Consider the following 13,853-nt stretch of genomic DNA (forward strand, 5'->3'; position numbering starts at 1 on the left):
AATCCTGTAAGTATTTTGAAATTTCAAAACTATCATAAGCAAAAGAGGAGCAAACACAAATGAGCACATTACTTTTAGAAAAAGTCAAAACGATCAAAGCGTTAAATAATATTGCCGAAAGCGGGCTGAATGTATTCAATAAAGGCGAATTCAAGGTCGACAATGACAGTGAAAACCCTGATGCGATCGTTCTTCGCAGCTTTAACATGCATACTATGGAATTCGGCGATCAGTTAAAGGCAATCGCAAGGGCAGGGGCTGGAGTCAATAATATTCCGGTCGATAAATGCACTGAGCAAGGAATTGTCGTTTTCAATACACCTGGTGCTAACGCAAACGCTGTAAAAGAAATGGTGCTAACGTCATTAATGGCCTCATCTCGTAACCTTTTTGCAGGTGTGGCTTGGACTAAGACGCTTGAAGGCGAAGGAGAACAAATTCCAAAGCTTGTTGAAGCAGGAAAGAAACAATTCGTTGGTAAAGAAATCAAGGGGAAAACTCTTGGCGTAATCGGTTTAGGTGCGATCGGTGCACTTGTAGCGAATGATGCCCTGGATTTGGACATGGATGTCATTGGGTTTGACCCGTTCATCTCTGTTGATACAGCTTGGAACTTGTCCCGCAATGTACAGCGCGCCATGACAATTGAAGAATTGTTTGCAGAATCTGATTATATTACAGTACACGTTCCATTAACTGACGACACAAGAGGAATGTTTAACCAAGAAACATTCAGCATCATGAAGCCGGGCGTACATATCTTGAATTTCTCACGCGGCGAGTTAGTGAATGAAGAGGATATGCAAGCTGCACTTGAAAGCGGAGTGGTAGGCAAGTTCATTACTGACTTCCCGAATGAAAACGTGTTGAAAATGAAAAATGTCGTTCCAATTCCGCATCTTGGTGCCTCTACGCTTGAATCAGAGGAAAACTGTGCCATCATGGCAGCCCGTCAGTTGAAGAACTTTTTAGAAACAGGGAACATCAAGAACTCTGTGAACTTCCCAAATACTTCCCTTCCTTATACAGGAAACCGTCGTGTGGCAACTTTCCACGAAAACGTTCCGAACATGGTTGGGCAAATCACACTGGCTGTATCTGGCTTTAATCTGAACATCGCTGACATGGTTAACAGAAGCCGTGGGGGATATGCGTATACGATCATCGACATTGACGGTGAAGTAAACGGCGATATCATTCCTGGCTTGGAAGAAAAAATCAAACAAATCGAAGGCATCGTTACAACTCGTATTATCTAATTTGAACAGGAAGACTTTCTTGCTCAAATAATAAATGAAAGCCCCAATTCCTTTATGGAGCTGGGGCTTTTTTTAGGCCTTATTATTGATTTTTGATAAAAATGCCAAGTTATTGCGTGTTGAGAACCTAGGGTTTAAAACGAACACATCCTGGCAGCTCAATACATTTTCATTTGAGGTCAAAACTTCCTCCATCACGAATTGCTAAGCATTGAAATTCTCCAATCAAAAACCTGTTATGGTTTCACATCTGGATTTTCTTCATAATGTACAAACAACATCAAGTAGATTGCGAATAGAAGATGCAAATAAAGTGGAATATTCTTATCGTTTTGAACGACAACAAATATGTAAATTCCATATAGCAAAATTGGAATGGTTAAAAGGATTCTCAGCTTAGTCATAGGTCATCCTCCCAGTTATCCTCGAATAATAATACATCAAGCAGTTGAGCCATTTGAAAATCATTTTCTGCTATTGCGTTCATTAAACTTGCACCATTATTTTCTTTAAGAAGATCTGCTTGTTTCATAGTTTCATCCCCTTTGTTTACAGAATATTCTGTCAATCGTATTACTACAATAGTATGAAGGACAGGGGAAATGATGTCAATCTATATTCCATTTGTACTCATTTTGGTTAAGGTTGTCTATCAAAATCACTATCTCATATATAAATCTACTTAGTGAGATAGGTAAAAAGGTACATTTCTTTATTCAGAAGCCCCCTCAAACAGGATAAGCGATGCGGTCAGTTCGCGTTTGGTAATTTGCTATTGTAAAAGAATCGTCCCAATGTGATACAGAGACGATTCCTTATGTTAAACACCATTTCTGTACAGCATGATTACCCTATATCAACTTCCCTACAAATTATGATGAAGGATACTCGATGTTAAAAAAGCTCCAACAGGAGGTAATTGCTCGGTATAGGCGCTACCGCCAGCAGGAAATTGATTCAAAGGTATATCAGTGGTGGCAATCCAAGACCCAGACTCACCAGCTTGCAGAGAGGGAGGCTTCATGAGAAAACGTCCTTGTAGAATAAAATGCCGAATCCTAATCTGGTTATCATCAATCATGGTTAAATTGCCAGAGAATGTGGCATAAGGTGAATCAAATGAGATTTGTTTAGTGCTTTCATTCCAAAATCCATTAATCGGAATAGGTGTACCCCGAAAATTAATTGTACCCATTACCCTTTTATCCGTAATAGAGTTAATGGAAAATGTACCCAAAATGATCGTTCTGCCAGCTATTGAAGCGTGGATGCCCCATAATGTTGGGAATGGAAAGCTAACCGAAGCAGTACCCTGTGAAGTTACCAATGCTATGCCCTCCCTTAAATGTTGTTTATGTTCTGAGGAAGCTTCCTTGTTTAAAGATACAATCCAGTATATGCAGCACGGGGAGAATAATCCAATAAACAAAGGTGAAGCATTACATCCCTGCCTGAAAAAAGGATTGAACGGGTCGCAAGGAACGGAATGAAGGGAAATGAGGTAAATACGGCGAAAGTAATCTATAGAAATGTGTTGAAGAAAAGCAGCACTCTTGAAAAAAGAAATGGTATAGATCGTAAAAAAACTTTAAAGGAGTGACGAATATGCATAATAACGATTGTTCCAAAAGGTGTCAGTGTTTCATCGTACCTAATTATATTCTTGAGAATTTGGCACAAAATGATGTGGAAGAAGCACGGATCAGTTTAGCGAAAAGCCGTCAAATGCGCAGGCGCAGGATCTTTAAAGAATATGATATTGACGGTGTTGTCGCTTTAACGGATGCAGGATCTGAACGTCAAGGTGAATCTGCCCGACATGTTTACGATTGTAAAGGGGGAACGAAACTCCGGCAGAATGAGGCAAGGAAAGAAGGAGATCGATCAAGTGCAGACCCTGTTGTTAACGCTGCATACGATTATAGCGGAGTTGTGCGTGACTATTTCAAGGATGTCTTGCACCGTAATTCAATTGATAACCAAGGCCTTGATCTCATTCTGAACGTTCATTATGGGAATAAATTCACGAATGCCTATTGGGACGGAGATGAAATGGTATTTGGTGACGGCGATGGGGTCATCTTTAGCAATTTTGCCAATTCACTCGATGTAATTGGACACGAACTGACACATGGGGTTACGCAGTTCACAAGTGGATTGGAATATGAAGGTCAGTCCGGGGCTTTGAATGAACATCTTTCAGATGTGTTTGGAGTTACCATAAAACAATTTCACTTAAAGCAAACGGCAGGAGACGCCGATTGGCTAATCGGTGCTGATATAATGGGACCGACACTGAAAGGGCAGGCACTGCGTTCGATGAAAGCGCCAGGTACTGCATTTGACAATAAGTTAATGGGGAAAGATATTCAGCCTGATCATATGAAGAACTTCTATAAAGGAGAACGCGATAATCATGGTGTCCATATCAATAGCGGCATACCGAACAAGGCCTTTTATCTAGTATCCATGGAAATCGGAACGGACAAGGCGGCTTTGATCTGGTTCAATGCGATGCAGAATTTATTTGCAACGGCAAACTTCAATCAATTCGTGCAAATTGTCATCAAAGCAGCGCAAAAACTTGTTGATAGCGGAGAAGTGCCTGAAACAACCATAGGAACAATTGAAAATGCTTTTAAAGCGGTTGGATTGCCTGAGTAGTCATATTCCATGAATAGGAGGACTCATCTAACATGCATATCAAATTTAGCTGCATTGGGGGATTTGCCAACCTCGACTTGAATTGCCAGATAGATACAGATGAATTGCCAAAAGAGCAAAAGGAAGAATTGCAGAACTTAATGATGACAGCTGATCTTCCTAATGCTGCCGAAAGCAAAAAAGTAAAAGCGCAAGGGTTCGACGCGTTTTCATACCAACTGGTTATAGCAGATGAAAAGAAGCAGCAGTCTTTCTCTTTTACTGACATAACAGCTCCAGAGGAAGTGCGGCCCTTATTGGATTATTTACGGGATTTAGCGATTGAAAAAAAGATGGCAGAATAACCACGTCAAAAAAAGTCTATCATCACGATAGGCTTTTTTGACGTGTTTTAAAAGTTCACAAAAATGTCATTTCATTTCACTTTTATATGAATTTTGGCTGTTTGTTCTCTAAATGGACACAAAATAACAAGGAAATAGCGATCTGAGCAGCAGATTTTAAAAGGAAATTCGAGATTTTTTATAGAGTGAGCCAATTAAACAGGCAATGCAGCCACAAAAGGGAAAGAATTTTGATAGAGGTAAAATCAGATTGATTTTACAAAAAATACATAAAATAGGATAATGGTCGCATGGAGGTGAGTGACATATCTGAAAGGAAAGTGCGAGAGACGGAAATAAAAACCCCTAGGTGAGGACGTCCTGGAAGACATCACCTAAGGGCTTGCGAGCAGGAGTATACCTGCCTCTATATCCAGTATACTCCAAAAAAAATGAATAGGGAAATGGGGAGTGAATGGAAGGATGATACGCAAAAACTATTTATTGAATGTGGAAACGGTGGGAATGATGGAGCATTACGATTCCAATGGTGTGGAGATGACCACGGTAGTGGAAGGGGAGAATACATTCCATGTTGCCCAACCGCGACAGGAAATCCTGAATAACACGCTAAACCACTTTGGGCTGGATCTAGATGGAGGACTTGCAGCAGCCAAATCCGTGCTTGGCGGTAAATACAGGCTGCCTGTCTGCATAAACGCCCAGCTGGGAATGGTCTGGTTCTCCTCCCGATCATTCCGGAAAAGGGGAGGGATCTGGTTTTCCTATATCCATATTCGAGATCTCGAGGAAATGAACGAAAAAGAAACATTGGTCCACACAAACTACGGACATTGCCTTCCTGTAAACTTAAGTAAAAATCAGCTCTCCTTCAAAAGGGATCAAGCCTCCTATTTGCAAACGACCTTCCATGAACGCTCATTAGGCAGAAAGACCTTTTATTACGAGCCGGGAAGCGGAATCACCTTTTGCAAAGAACCTGGGGAGGTCCATTACAGGGTGAAAGGGAAGGAATAATTAAATCAATGAGAAAAAGATCGCCGAATTGGCGGTCTTTTCTTCGGAATAGATAGAGTGAGAGCGGGTTTAATTTTAAATATGGAAATATAGTTATTGTAAAAAGCGAAATGATACATTATGATTAGTGAAAAGTTAATTTTTAGGAAAGGGAGTTCATATTTTGAAACGATTATTTGCTATTTTACTATCTTTTGGACTAGTTTTGGGTCTCTCGTTTGGCGCGAATGATGTTGCCGGTGCCAAAACAAAGGTGAAGACGTATAAAAACTGTACAGCATTGAATAAAGACTACAAAGGAGGCGTGGCTCGTACATCTTCCGTTAAAAATAAAGGAGGAAAAACGAAATACAAACCTCATGTTTCAAAGGCGCTATATGATGCCAATAAAAAAAGCGATCGTGACAAAGACTTGATCGCTTGTGAAAAATAAGGATTATTCTAAGAGACCTTTTAAAAGAAGGTCTCTTTTTATTTGGATTGCTGTTTTACATAAATGGTAAGCACCCGGGCGGTTTAGGGATTTAATTTTGTTGCACATAGTATTCCCCCTTACCGGGGAACCTTCTATAGCATGACCGTTTGGTGTATTGGCACCAGCGGTCTTTTTCAATGGGGAAGATGGAGAAACAATTGCAGCTTCCAAACAAATTTTGATCAAGTTAATACAAGAAACCTTGATAAATGAAAAAATATTATAAGGGCATGTTTTAGATTAATCAAAACATGCCCTTATAATATTTAATTGGATTATTCATTTATAAAAAAGATTGTTGTGTTCCTTAATCAACGAACTCACCCGTTAGTCGAAGAACCATTCATTTAAAAAGCGTTAAGACCGTAGTTTTATGCTATAGAATCTCATTGCTATAGGGACACCCTCTATGTCAAAAGTACCGATATTTATTAGATGCCTAACTCGGTATTCAATAAATTCGTCTCCTAAATATTGTTCTAGATGACCAATTACTTCACCTACTAATACTGCACTTTTCATAAAATCCCTATTCTTTTGTTGGCTATGTACCTTTCGTGCCTTATTGATGATGAATGGATCATAAAAATCTTCATCAACGCCATGCACTTTACCATTATCCCAAATACGCAATACATCTTGTGCCTCAGCTAAAAGCACCCATTCTCGTTGGAATTTTCTTCTATCCTCGATGGAAATAGGGTTGTTCGTTTTATTTTTCTCGTAGATCGACTTCAGTTTTTCCGGAGGGATTCCACCGGTAGTAAGAGGGGAGTATACTCTATTTGAACCCTCGAATTCTTCATGATAGGCTTTAGACGTATTAATTAAAATGATGTTATTTCGCTTCTTATTCAATAAATACAAAACATATCTAACTCCTGTTTGTTCATGGGAACTATCGCCTGCCCAAAGGAAGATGGTGGTTTCTTCTGGAACATGACTAACTATATCCTTAGTTTTATTAAAATCTTTTCCATAGTCCATTTCATAGTAATCATCTTCTGATAAAAACCGTGTTCTGAACCAATCTATCCTTTGTTTCACTCCAACATCATCATGTAATTTCCAGATAGGTCCTACTGAAAAGATGTCCGAAAAACATAGCACCTGCTCTTCATTTTCCATACCTAGTTCTCTTAGACCCATTTTCAACGATCCAGAAGTTGATTGTCCAAAAACAATGTGTAAAACTTCACTCTTATTTATCACAGCACTTGCACCAACTTTTTGGTACAAGTTTAACTCATTTGCGGTAAATAATCTAATAAGCTTAATTTTATTGGAGCTACGATTACCGCATATAATAAGTAATGCATCCGTTAGTGTTCTTGGTAAGGGCCGGAAATGGTCTAAATAACCTCGGAGAGATCATATTCTCTATACCTGCTTTAATTCCAATAAAAGGTCTAAAAGGTTTCGGAATGATACCATTCCGAAACCTTTTAGACCTTTTTCTCGTGGTTTATCTTCCACTAATCCCCATTTAGTTCATAAAGAGTTTATCTTTTTCATCTTTCAAACCGTCCCAAATGTGTATTTTCTCGATTTATAAGTGCATCACCAAGATTGATTCTGCTCATTAGTCTTTCATGGTCCGAAGGAAAACGTTCTCTAATGTTTGCAACTCCCTCTATTGTTGGGATATCACGATTAGGGCTAGGACGTTCTTCTCTTTGAAATCCGGGGTTCAAACTATCATCAATCATTACAGGTCTGTTAATTGTATCGTTGTCATCATTATTAGTAGCAGGATTATTAGTTGGGTCTCTATCAAGGTTCCCGGCATTATTAAATGAATCATTGTTATGATCTTGTGGCATATATTTCACTCCTTCGCTTATATTATCCGCTGATGGCATTAATCTATTCGCACGCTGTTCTTATCCGTAATCCATATAGTAACGAATCCTGTATTTTCTAATCCGCAACAACGCCATTTCTCTTGAATGGACATCAAGTGCGAAGTGTCAAAAGGTTTTTTTAATGAAAGGTTATTAAAAAACTTATAAATATTATTATTGACTTACATTTTAAATTGTCTTACAATTTCAAAGTGAATAGTCAAAACATTCAATCAAATGGAGGGAGAGCTTTTTTAACAAGCTGATTCACTTCACCATGAAGCATGACAACATACTGCAGTGTACACTTTATGTCAATTCGGTATAGGGTCTTGTCATAATTTCAAAATCTGTATATCTAGAGTTATCAAAGTATGAATGCTTTAAAAAAATGAAAGCGAATACATTACTCGCTGGAATGGAGTGAATAACTTGAAAAATCAATCAAACTTTGCTGAATCCACTGTGATTGTTCCGGAGGTCGTAAGTAAGAAGCCGAATTTCATCACGAAGTTCAAAACATCTTATGGTCCTGGGATTCTTGCCGTGTTAACGTGGCTTGGAGCCGGGGATCTGGTGACTTCATCGGTTGCTGGGGCAGATTATGGTTATAGCTTAATGTGGATTTTAGCTCTGTCATTAATCCTTCGTTTTCTTATCGTTAATGTTATCGCCAGGTTCCAGCTCTGTAACACAGAGGGGTTAACCATACTTGAAGGATATGGACGTATCCACCCATTCTTCGGTTACTTCATGTTTGGTTATGCACTAATAATGGGTCATCTTTTTAATGCATATATGATTAAGGGAGCGGGAGAGGTATTATCGACCCTATTCCATGTTAACCAGCCATTCTTAGCCTCAATGGTCGTTGTAGGATTAGTTTTTATGCTTATTGGCAGGAATATTTATAATAGAATTGAAAGTGTCATGAAAGTGCTTTTGGCGTTATTGACCATTGCCTTCTTGTTCCTGGCCATTCAAGCAACACCGGATGCGGGGCAAATCATTAAGGGAACAGTTGGTTTTAGCATTCCAAGTGATACTGGCGTTCATGGAGCATTATTGGTGGCGATTTCAATTATCGGTGCAGTGGCAGGATCGATTTCGAACTTTGTTCATCCATATTTCATGAAGGAAAAGGGCTGGACGAAACCGGGTCATGTAAAGGTTCAAAGAAATGATTTGCTTTTTGCCATCGGAGTTTGCATCGTGATTAATTTGGCCATTTGGGTGGTCGGGGCAGAAATTTTAAAACCGAATGGAATTCATGTGGAAACGATTGATGACTTGGCAATGGCATTACAAATGTCGTTAGGACAATTTGGCTGGTACATTTTCTATCTTGGTGTATTTGGCGTATTGTTCGCGAGTGTAGTAGGGAAGTCAACTGGTTTTCCTAGATTGATAGTAGATGCCTTTTATGTAATAAATAAGGATCGTCGCGAAAAGTACAATGGTAAATATGAAAAAGATCCAATGTATAAATGGATTATGATTTTTGTATTGGTTACCCCAATCATTTGGTCCATTCCCGGCATGCCTGGTTTCATCGCATTGACAATCGGCGTAAATGCAATAAACATCATCGGTTTTCCTATTATCGCTATTGGGATGCTGGTGCTATCAAATAAAAAGAGCTTGATGGGAAAATATAAAAACAATTGGTTCGAAAATATCATTCTATCTTTAGCTTCCATTTTAGCGATTTGGTCCGCCATTCAATTAGCTACAACCTTTTTTTAAATAATGGTAGATTATAGGTAGAGGTATTTCAAAATATATGTGTCTGCATTTGATCCCGATGGGGTCCTACTTTATTGGAAGTGAGGGTACTAATGATGAAACCGAAAGTAATCATCTATAAGAAAGTGGCTCAAGAAGTGTTGGATTATGTTCGAGAGACTTGTGATGTCGTTTATTTTGAAGGTCTTGACTCACGAAATTATCCTGAATTCCTTCAAGAGCTGAAGAACGCAAAAGGCATATTAGGTTCAGGATTAAAAGTGGATAAAACTTTACTGGATCAAGCACCGCACTTAAAAATCGTCTGTAATTCGTCAGTTGGTTACGACAATTTGGATATAACCGAGTTGTCCAATCGAGGAATCATGGCCACGAACACTCCAGAGGTATTGAATGAGACAGTCGCAGATACGATTATGGGCTTGATGCTGTCCACGGCGAGAAGAATGCCGGAGATGGATCAAATGGTAAAGTCAGGGCAATGGACATCGAATTTCGGAGAAAAATCATTTGGGTTGGACGTCCATCATAAAGTATTAGGGATTATCGGGATGGGCGGAATAGGTTCTGCCGTTTCAAAAAGGGCCCGTTTTGGATTCGATATGAACATCCTATATCACAATAGAACTAGAAACGAAGAAGCAGAACAAAAATATGGAGCTACATACTGTTCTCTGGAAGATCTGTTAAAGCAATCTGATTTTGTCTGCTTGATGACACCGCTGACTCCCCAAACTGAAAAGATGATGGGAGAAAAAGAATTCAAGCTCATGAAAGAGACTGCCATCTTCATCAATTGTTCAAGAGGGAAAACAGTGGATGAAGAAGCCTTGATCACTGCGCTAAAAAACGGTGAAATTCACGCGGCAGGACTGGATGTCTTTGTACAAGAGCCCGTCCAGGAAGACAATCCGTTGCTTTCCATGAAGAATGTCGTCACTTTGCCTCATATCGGTTCCGCAACATATGAAACCCGCCTGAAAATGGCGATGCTGGCAGCAACAAACCTTGTAGCCGGAATACAGGGAGAAACTCCGCCTACCTTGATTAAAGCTGGAGTAAAGGTGAAGTGATTTCTTAAACAGCATTTATAAATTAAGATGGATAGCCTTATTTGGGGCTATCCATTTTTTGATTTCGCATTATTCAATAAAACAAACAAGCCCTCACTATAAAGGAGGGCTTCTGGCTGTAGACGAATTTGTTACTATAGATTTCCACTCCAGGCACTCGCTTTCCGCGGGTGGTCCGGGAGCCTCCTCGGCAGGCCTGCGGGGTCTCCCTTGGACGCACTATTCCCGCAGGAGTCTCGTACCTTACGTTCCAATCACCTTTGTTTTAAAATTAGAAGCCCTCACTATAAAGGAGGGCTTCAAGCTGTAGACGAAATTGTTACTATAGACTTCCACTCCAGGCACTCGCTTCCCTTGGATACGCTATTCCTGCAGGAGTTTTGTACTTTTCGTTCTCTAGTAGTTGATTATTATTTCCATCGCTCTAACTTCGGGATGCCCCTAGTAAGGAACTTAGCAATAAATTTAGGCATTTTCATATTTTCGATCATATGATTTTGAACAAATTTTTGCATTTCCATCGCAGTAATATTATGGAGTGAATTCACCATTCATATAACAATGACTGCAATATTTAGTGCTTTTACCACCTAATTCATCTTTAGATAGCGGCATTCCGCAGCTCTGACATGTTTTATATTTTTTCATGATAAATTCTCCTGCAAAAAGTTTTATTCTAAACATTATCTAACAAACAAAATGAAGTCAAGACAATAGGAATCACATATCATCGAAACGACGAATCAACCGTTGATGTGGGTGTTGCGTTATGTAAGGCAGGACTAGCGGAGCATTTTTTCAAATAGTCATAAAAATAACCAGTCAAGCCACTGCTCAACTGGTTATGGATATACATGTTAAATTAGAGTTTAAAATGACGATTCATTACGGCAACTGTTGTGCAATATACATTGATATAGTCCTGAAAATGTGATAAATTAATATAGAAACACATTCATAAATATATTATAACAGTTTACCCCTTACTATAAGTATAAGGTAAAACTCACCTCTAGTCAACCCCTATTTTTATTTTTTGAAGGAGTGTCTGATATGAACGATGAAATTCGGCAGGAGCAAGAACGTTTAGATGAGGTGATCGAAACAATAACGAAACAAATCGGCAAAATTGAAGGAGAAACTTCACAGCGCAGAAAAGAAGTTGTTAATATCCGTAAACATTTTTGGGATGACCTCAAGGTTAATATGGATACTTTCGATGATTACCTCGAGACCATCATTGGCTTAAGGCAACAGGCTCAAGCCTTGTCAGAAAGGGAAGGCGCACATAGATATTCCTACAAGAGGTTATCTACACTGCGCCGCATGCAGGAAGTACCTTATTTCGGCCGGATCGATATCACTGAAGAAGGATCTGCCCTTACGGAACATATTTATATAGGGACCGCCACTCTTACTGATACAACAGGAGAAAATTTCATAGTCTACGATTGGAGGGCCCCGATTTCGAGTGTTTATTATGACTTTCCTCCCGGCCCCGTACAATACTCTACTCCCGGGGGCATGATTTCTGGGATGTTGGAGAAAAAGTGGCAATATATCATCAAAGGAGGCGTTATCGAATCAATGTTCGATACGAGTCTCACCATTGGGGATGAGATACTGCAGCAGGTGCTTGGCAAAGGAACAGATAAGCATATGCACAGTATTGTGGCCACCATTCAACGTGAGCAAAATAGGATCATCCGGAACGATCGCGGACGTCTGCTCATTGTTCAAGGTGCTGCCGGCAGCGGTAAGACATCAGCTGCCCTCCAACGGATCGCATACTTGCTCTACAAGAATCGGGAATGGCTAAAAGCCGACCAAATCATTTTATTCTCTCCTAACTCCATGTTTAATAACTACGTATCCAATGTGTTGCCCGAACTTGGCGAAGAGAATATGCAGCAGGTAACATTCCAGGAATACTTGGATCATCGTCTGACTGACTCATTTCAAGTTGAGGACCCTTATGAGCAATTGGAATTTTTGTTGACTGCAGCGGATGATCCTTCCTATAGCACCAGGACAGCGAGTATCCAATTTAAGGCATCGATTCGTTTCTTTGAAATCATCAAAACATACAGGCAATCACTTGAACGGTCTGGAATGATCTTTAGAGGGTTAAAGTTCCGCGGGGAAACGCTCGTCTCCTCCAAACAAATCTCGGAAAGATTTTATAACACGGACACCACATTACGTTTTCACAATAGGGTTGAAAAGTTGAAAGAGTGGTTATGTGAGATGCTTGATGAAACGGAAAAGTCTGAGTTGAAAAAACCTTGGGTCCAGGAGGAAATCGAGTACCTTAGCAAAGAAGACTATCAAAAGGTATACAACCAATTGGAGAAAAAACGCGGCCATACTGAAGATTCCTTTGACGATTATGAGAAAGAGCATAAAATGCTCGCGCGTATGATTGTTCGCAAGAAATTGAAGACATTACGCAAACGGGTAAAAGCACTTCATTTTATCAATATTAAGCAAATATACAAGCAACTCTTTGATGAACAAATACGGAATGAACTGTGGAATGAGGGTGAAACACCTGTCGAAAGGGAAATATGTTTATCAACGCAAAAAATGCTGGACGAAGGTAAACTGCATTACGAAGACGCGACCCCATTTTTGCTGCTGAAGGAGCTAATTGTAGGGTTTCAGACGAATACCTCAATAAAATACGTGCTTGTAGACGAAGCACAGGATTATTCTCCATTTCAATTCGAGTTTTTGAAACGGTTGTTTCCTTCTGCAAGGATGACCGTGCTCGGTGACTTTAACCAGGCAATATTTGCACATGCCAGCGAACGGGTGGATTTCCAGACTCTTGCCAGTTTATACGGAGTAACTGAAACCGAGAGTATAACCTTGGATCAAAGCTATAGATCCACAAAGCAGATTATTGAATTCACACGTGAACTAGTTCCTGAAGGCCATCGAATTAAGGCATTCGAACGTGAAGGCGAGAAGCCAGTACTTACTCAAGTGTCCAACCGTGATGAATTGCACCGCAAAATCGTGGCTAAAGTCAAAGACTTTCAAAGTCGTGAATATAATACCATCGCAATAATCTGTAAATCCGCTGCCGAAAGTGCCGCTGCATACGATGCCCTTAGTATCCACGGTGAATTTAAACTCGTACAGAAAGGCACAAATGAATATGAACAGGGTGTTGTTGTCATTCCGGCTTATTTGGCCAAGGGCATCGAATTCGATGCTGTCATCATTTATGATGCATCTATGCAGACATATGGTGATGAGAGCCTGCGAAGATTGTTCTACACCGCATGTACCAGGGCTATGCATAACCTGCAAATATATACGGTTGGCGAACCTAGTCCTTTCTTGCAAAACGATGCAACGAAGCGTTTCCTTCTGACAGATTAACGCTTCCTTTCTTCTCCTTTCATTTTATTGTTCTTTTATCA

The 13,853-nt window shown here is 39.8% G+C and carries 14 protein-coding genes; 8 read left to right on the plus strand and 6 right to left on the minus strand.

Features of this window, described 5'->3' with window-relative positions:
- The first annotated feature begins 59 nt into the window (after positions 1-59).
- Complete coding sequence (locus ACQKFG_RS10245; protein WP_192206402.1) at positions 60-1,259, plus strand: phosphoglycerate dehydrogenase; 1,200 nt, start codon at positions 60-62, stop codon at positions 1,257-1,259.
- Between the two features lie 236 nt (positions 1,260-1,495).
- On the opposite strand, the gene ACQKFG_RS10250 is transcribed toward ACQKFG_RS10245, so the two are convergent.
- The 3 genes from ACQKFG_RS10250 to ACQKFG_RS10260 all read right to left on the minus strand — a co-directional run bounded on the left by ACQKFG_RS10250 (position 1,496) and on the right by ACQKFG_RS10260 (position 2,586).
- Positions 1,496-1,663, minus strand: a complete 168-nt coding sequence (locus ACQKFG_RS10250) for a hypothetical protein (protein ID WP_192206401.1) — start codon at positions 1,661-1,663, stop codon at positions 1,496-1,498.
- Positions 1,660-1,791 (minus strand): hypothetical protein, encoded by a 132-nt coding sequence (locus ACQKFG_RS10255; protein ID WP_427558536.1) that lies wholly within the window; start codon positions 1,789-1,791, stop codon positions 1,660-1,662. Before ACQKFG_RS10255 ends, ACQKFG_RS10250 begins: the two co-directional genes overlap by 4 nt.
- Before the next feature lie 333 nt (positions 1,792-2,124).
- Complete coding sequence (locus ACQKFG_RS10260) at positions 2,125-2,586, minus strand: hypothetical protein (protein ID WP_353872477.1); 462 nt, start codon at positions 2,584-2,586, stop codon at positions 2,125-2,127.
- Between the two features lie 278 nt (positions 2,587-2,864).
- Here ACQKFG_RS10260 and ACQKFG_RS10265 point away from each other — a divergent pair, with 278 nt between their 5' ends.
- The 4 genes from ACQKFG_RS10265 to ACQKFG_RS10280 all read left to right on the plus strand — a co-directional run bounded on the left by ACQKFG_RS10265 (position 2,865) and on the right by ACQKFG_RS10280 (position 5,717).
- The gene (locus tag ACQKFG_RS10265) at positions 2,865-3,923 is read left to right on the plus strand and encodes a M4 family metallopeptidase (RefSeq protein WP_427558539.1); all 1,059 of its coding nucleotides are present in this window, start codon (positions 2,865-2,867) and stop codon (positions 3,921-3,923) included.
- Positions 3,924-3,955: 32 nt separating this feature from the next.
- A complete protein-coding gene (locus ACQKFG_RS10270) occupies positions 3,956-4,267 on the plus strand; it encodes a protealysin inhibitor emfourin (protein ID WP_427558542.1) in 312 nt (103 codons plus the stop codon).
- A 462-nt stretch (positions 4,268-4,729) separates the two neighbouring features.
- Positions 4,730-5,284, plus strand: coding sequence for a competence protein ComK (locus ACQKFG_RS10275; protein WP_427558545.1), 555 nt, complete (start codon positions 4,730-4,732; stop codon positions 5,282-5,284).
- A gap of 163 nt (positions 5,285-5,447) precedes the next feature.
- Positions 5,448-5,717 (plus strand): excalibur calcium-binding domain-containing protein, encoded by a 270-nt coding sequence (locus ACQKFG_RS10280; protein WP_098370146.1) that lies wholly within the window; start codon positions 5,448-5,450, stop codon positions 5,715-5,717.
- 399 nt (positions 5,718-6,116) lie between these two features.
- Here the strand turns inward: ACQKFG_RS10280 and ACQKFG_RS10285 are convergent, their stop codons facing one another.
- Together ACQKFG_RS10285 and ACQKFG_RS10290 are read right to left on the minus strand one after the other, a co-directional pair.
- Positions 6,117-6,971 carry a DUF1835 domain-containing protein gene (locus tag ACQKFG_RS10285; protein ID WP_427559684.1) on the minus strand — a complete coding sequence of 285 codons (855 nt, stop codon included), beginning with the start codon at positions 6,969-6,971 and terminating at the stop codon, positions 6,117-6,119.
- Positions 6,972-7,270: 299 nt separating this feature from the next.
- The gene (locus tag ACQKFG_RS10290; protein WP_369619481.1) at positions 7,271-7,582 is read right to left on the minus strand and encodes a hypothetical protein; all 312 of its coding nucleotides are present in this window, start codon (positions 7,580-7,582) and stop codon (positions 7,271-7,273) included.
- Between the two features lie 444 nt (positions 7,583-8,026).
- On the opposite strand from ACQKFG_RS10290, the gene ACQKFG_RS10295 reads away from it, so the two are divergent.
- The gene (locus ACQKFG_RS10295) at positions 8,027-9,349 is read left to right on the plus strand and encodes an Nramp family divalent metal transporter (RefSeq protein ID WP_427558549.1); all 1,323 of its coding nucleotides are present in this window, start codon (positions 8,027-8,029) and stop codon (positions 9,347-9,349) included.
- Between the two features lie 95 nt (positions 9,350-9,444).
- Positions 9,445-10,422, plus strand: coding sequence for a 2-hydroxyacid dehydrogenase (locus tag ACQKFG_RS10300; protein ID WP_427558551.1), 978 nt, complete (start codon positions 9,445-9,447; stop codon positions 10,420-10,422).
- A gap of 531 nt (positions 10,423-10,953) precedes the next feature.
- Here the strand turns inward: ACQKFG_RS10300 and ACQKFG_RS10305 are convergent.
- Positions 10,954-11,070 (minus strand): zinc ribbon domain-containing protein, encoded by a 117-nt coding sequence (locus tag ACQKFG_RS10305; protein ID WP_427558554.1) that lies wholly within the window; start codon positions 11,068-11,070, stop codon positions 10,954-10,956.
- Positions 11,071-11,475: 405 nt separating this feature from the next.
- On the opposite strand from ACQKFG_RS10305, the gene helD reads away from it, so the two are divergent.
- Complete coding sequence (helD, locus tag ACQKFG_RS10310; RefSeq protein WP_427558557.1) at positions 11,476-13,812, plus strand: RNA polymerase recycling motor HelD; 2,337 nt, start codon at positions 11,476-11,478, stop codon at positions 13,810-13,812.
- The last annotated feature ends 41 nt before the right edge of the window (positions 13,813-13,853 follow it).

Origin of the sequence: Peribacillus sp. NPDC076916 (genome assembly GCF_050269675.1) — a bacterium.
Taxonomy (GTDB): domain Bacteria; phylum Bacillota; class Bacilli; order Bacillales; family DSM-1321; genus Peribacillus; species Peribacillus aracenensis.

What these genes read in the sequence shown, in the direction of transcription:
- ACQKFG_RS10245 (WP_192206402.1), top strand. Translation starts at nt 60, where the DNA reads ATGAGCACATTACTTTTAGAAAAAGTCAAAACGATCAAAGCGTTAAAT.
- ACQKFG_RS10250 (WP_192206401.1), bottom strand. Translation starts at nt 1,663, where the DNA reads ATGACTAAGCTGAGAATCCTTTTAACCATTCCAATTTTGCTATATGGA.
- ACQKFG_RS10255 (WP_427558536.1), bottom strand. Translation starts at nt 1,791, where the DNA reads ATGAAACAAGCAGATCTTCTTAAAGAAAATAATGGTGCAAGTTTAATG.
- ACQKFG_RS10265 (WP_427558539.1), top strand. Translation starts at nt 2,865, where the DNA reads ATGCATAATAACGATTGTTCCAAAAGGTGTCAGTGTTTCATCGTACCT.
- ACQKFG_RS10270 (WP_427558542.1), top strand. Translation starts at nt 3,956, where the DNA reads ATGCATATCAAATTTAGCTGCATTGGGGGATTTGCCAACCTCGACTTG.
- ACQKFG_RS10275 (WP_427558545.1), top strand. Translation starts at nt 4,730, where the DNA reads ATGATACGCAAAAACTATTTATTGAATGTGGAAACGGTGGGAATGATG.
- ACQKFG_RS10290 (WP_369619481.1), bottom strand. Translation starts at nt 7,582, where the DNA reads ATGCCACAAGATCATAACAATGATTCATTTAATAATGCCGGGAACCTT.
- ACQKFG_RS10300 (WP_427558551.1), top strand. Translation starts at nt 9,445, where the DNA reads ATGAAACCGAAAGTAATCATCTATAAGAAAGTGGCTCAAGAAGTGTTG.
- ACQKFG_RS10305 (WP_427558554.1), bottom strand. Translation starts at nt 11,070, where the DNA reads ATGAAAAAATATAAAACATGTCAGAGCTGCGGAATGCCGCTATCTAAA.
- helD (WP_427558557.1), top strand. Translation starts at nt 11,476, where the DNA reads ATGAACGATGAAATTCGGCAGGAGCAAGAACGTTTAGATGAGGTGATC.